Origin of the sequence: Pricia sp. (assembly GCF_041745955.1) — a bacterium.
Classification (GTDB): domain Bacteria; phylum Bacteroidota; class Bacteroidia; order Flavobacteriales; family Flavobacteriaceae; genus Pricia.
The window spans coordinates 1-2634 of record NZ_JBGTHY010000299.1; the positions used below are offsets into that span (position 1 = coordinate 1).

Annotated in this window: 3 protein-coding genes; 1 reads left to right on the forward strand and 2 read right to left on the reverse strand. The window is 44.1% G+C overall.

The window, feature by feature from the left end; all coding sequences use genetic code 11:
- Nucleotides 1-67: 67 nt before the first annotated feature.
- The gene (locus tag ACEW8S_RS10990; protein ID WP_373518200.1) at nucleotides 68-1357 is read right to left on the reverse strand and encodes a DUF2254 domain-containing protein; all 1290 of its coding nucleotides are present in this window, start codon (nucleotides 1355-1357) and stop codon (nucleotides 68-70) included.
- Nucleotides 1358-1413: 56 nt separating this feature from the next.
- Nucleotides 1414-2214, reverse strand: a complete 801-nt coding sequence (locus tag ACEW8S_RS10995; RefSeq protein WP_373518202.1) for a universal stress protein — start codon at nucleotides 2212-2214, stop codon at nucleotides 1414-1416.
- Between the two features lie 49 nt (nucleotides 2215-2263).
- Here ACEW8S_RS10995 and ACEW8S_RS11000 point away from each other — a divergent pair.
- Nucleotides 2264-2634: MATE family efflux transporter (locus ACEW8S_RS11000; RefSeq protein ID WP_373518201.1), on the forward strand; the 371-nt coding region annotated here is incomplete at its 3' end.

Below are 2634 nucleotides of genomic sequence, written 5' to 3' on the forward strand. Positions count from 1 at the left end.
AGCTAAATTTATCCGTTCGCTCGAATAATGCAAAAAATAGTTTGGCCCGACCTGAAAAATTATGATCCTAAGATTCGATTACCTCGATGATTTCCTCTTGATCGGCCTGGTTGTCAACGTTGTTCTCGATGTCGTCCTGCAGTTTTTGCAAGGTTTTTTCAAAGGCCCGCTGGTAGTCTGCGTTCAATTGCTCGTCAGACACGAGTACCTTAAAGATATCCGCAAGTTTTTCCATTACAATCGGGTCTTTCTTGGCGTAAAGGCGGATCTGCTTGAAGACATCGTTTAGCAACAACTTCATGTCAAGCTGCCTTACGGTTATTTCGGTGGTGCCCTGTCTTATCAGAACGCTCGGTTCAAGCTTTTTGACTTCACGCATCAGCGATCCCAACGCGTCGAGCGAACCTATGGCGGTGCCCGGGTCGTTGATACCGGGCGACATTGCCTTGACGCAGATTTCCTTCAACTTGATCAATTCCGCAAAATAGCCGCCGTTCGAATGGCGGTCTATCCTGATATCGAGTGTGGAGAGAAAGATATCCGTTTCTTCCCTGTCCAGAACTTTTGGTGTCTTAGCTATCGGTTTGCCCTCCCAGACGAACTGGTTGTAGGCGGGTATCATCTGTATGCCTATCTTCTTATCCTCAAAAACCTCTTCCAGTACATCGCGCTTGATGCCCTGAAAATATCCGCTCCGATTGCTTCTTATAACCGGTGCGCCATCCTCGAGCGACAGGGTTTTGCCATCGTACGATTCCTGTTCCTCTAACAGATTTTGTATACTCTCTTGTGCATATCTGTTGATTTTCTTGATAATGTTGTGTATCTGTATCGATTGTGAAATGCTATGGATGAAAAAAACAAAAAAGGCGAGGCACAAAATCCCCAGTATGGATGCAACGAACAGCGACAGGCCCAGGTTGCTTTCGGTATTTTCCGTAGATTTCACATAGATCAATATGATAATAAAGTAGAGCAGCGTACCGATAAAAACGCCCAAGATCACTTGGTGCTTTTTGTTCGATATCAGCCCGGGAAGCAATCGTGGCGAAAAACTGGTGCTGGCCTGGTTCAATACCACCATCACCATACTAAAACTGAAAACGGTCAAGGTGAATACGCCCCCGATCAAAGCCGACATGAGGGTTCGGGCCGTATCTACGTCGGATATCAGCAGGTACGATATCTTTTCCTTTAAGTCAGCGGCCATATCGTTTTTCTCAACGCTGAGCATGATAAAGGTCAATATGGTAAAACCGATACAGATGAGAATAGGAAAAAAGGCGATACTCTTGACGACCTTACTATAATATCGAATGAAGGTTTTTTGCCCAAGAAAGGATAACGGATTGTGCATAGGTAAAACATATTAGAGCTCCGTTGGTTGCGGATTCTTGCCGAAAACCTTCGTAATCAATCTTTCTTGACGCTCAATACCAAAACGGGAATCCGTGCCGAAAATTCCGACTTGGGTATGGTACTCTTTTCCCAAAGATTTTTAAAGAAGCCTCGCTTTCTTCTGAAAACACATAAAAGATCGGGCTGCTGCGATTGAAAATGCTCCAATACGCCCAAATAGGTACTCGGCGCCTCGGTCAACGTCAGTTGCGAACTAATGTCCATCAAGGCTGTGTTGATTTTTAGGTCATCATCTGAATAACCAGGGGTCTTCACCATAAGCAGATTAATCTTGGCATTGAACTTTTGTTTGATGGCTATCAGGGGGTCTAGTATACGTTTACGCTTCAAAATACCTGATTTAAATGCGGTCAGAATAGTTTTCATCGGCTTGAGGGTAGTCCCCTTGGGCACTATCAGCGTGGGAATATTGGTTCTTTTAACTATTCTTCCCGAAGTATGTCCCAAATAAAGTTCTTCATTGACATCATTGCTTCTTGGAGCCATGATAATCAGATCGATACCCAGTTCTTTATCAATATCCTTTAAGCCGTCAACAATGTCACCATTGTAAACGGCAATTTTGATTTCTACGTTTTTGGAATCTACCTTCTCGATGACCTCCTTCACATGTTCCTTACTGCTTTCGGCCACTTTTTTCTCCACGTTGGCCAAACTTTTTCCTGCTCCGACCGAAACGTTGAATACCTCCATCACATAAATCTTTGCCGAAAACTCAGCGGCGAAATTCACGGCATACTGCAAGGTGTGAAAAGAATCGGGGGATGAACCTATGGGCACCAGAATATTTTTTATCATAACGGTCAGGGTTAAAGCTTTAAATTTACAATAAAATCGTTCAAAGATGATTCGATGTGCAAAAATACTCGAAATACCTGAAATTCTTGCCAGTACCAAAGCCTGTTCGAAGCCTATTTTGGAAACAGGGCGCACATCCGTTTCATTGGTAGCGGTTCGGGAAGCTACCGATATGGGACCCAAATATATCGGCGCGCATACCATCGCCATTAATCTATGGCTATTTTCGTCGTTTTTTATAGATGGGTATGGTGCCGTAGCGAACATTATGGGCGGACGACTTTTAGGTGCCAAGGATTACATCGGCTTGTGGAACTTGGCCAAAAAAATAACCGGATACGGCGTTGTGGTCAGTGTAGTATTGATGCTGGCCGCCTTTCTGTTCTACAATCCGATAGGGAATATTTTCTCCAACGA

What these genes read in the sequence shown, in the direction of transcription:
- ACEW8S_RS10990 (WP_373518200.1), bottom strand. Translation starts at nt 1,357, where the DNA reads ATGCACAATCCGTTATCCTTTCTTGGGCAAAAAACCTTCATTCGATAT.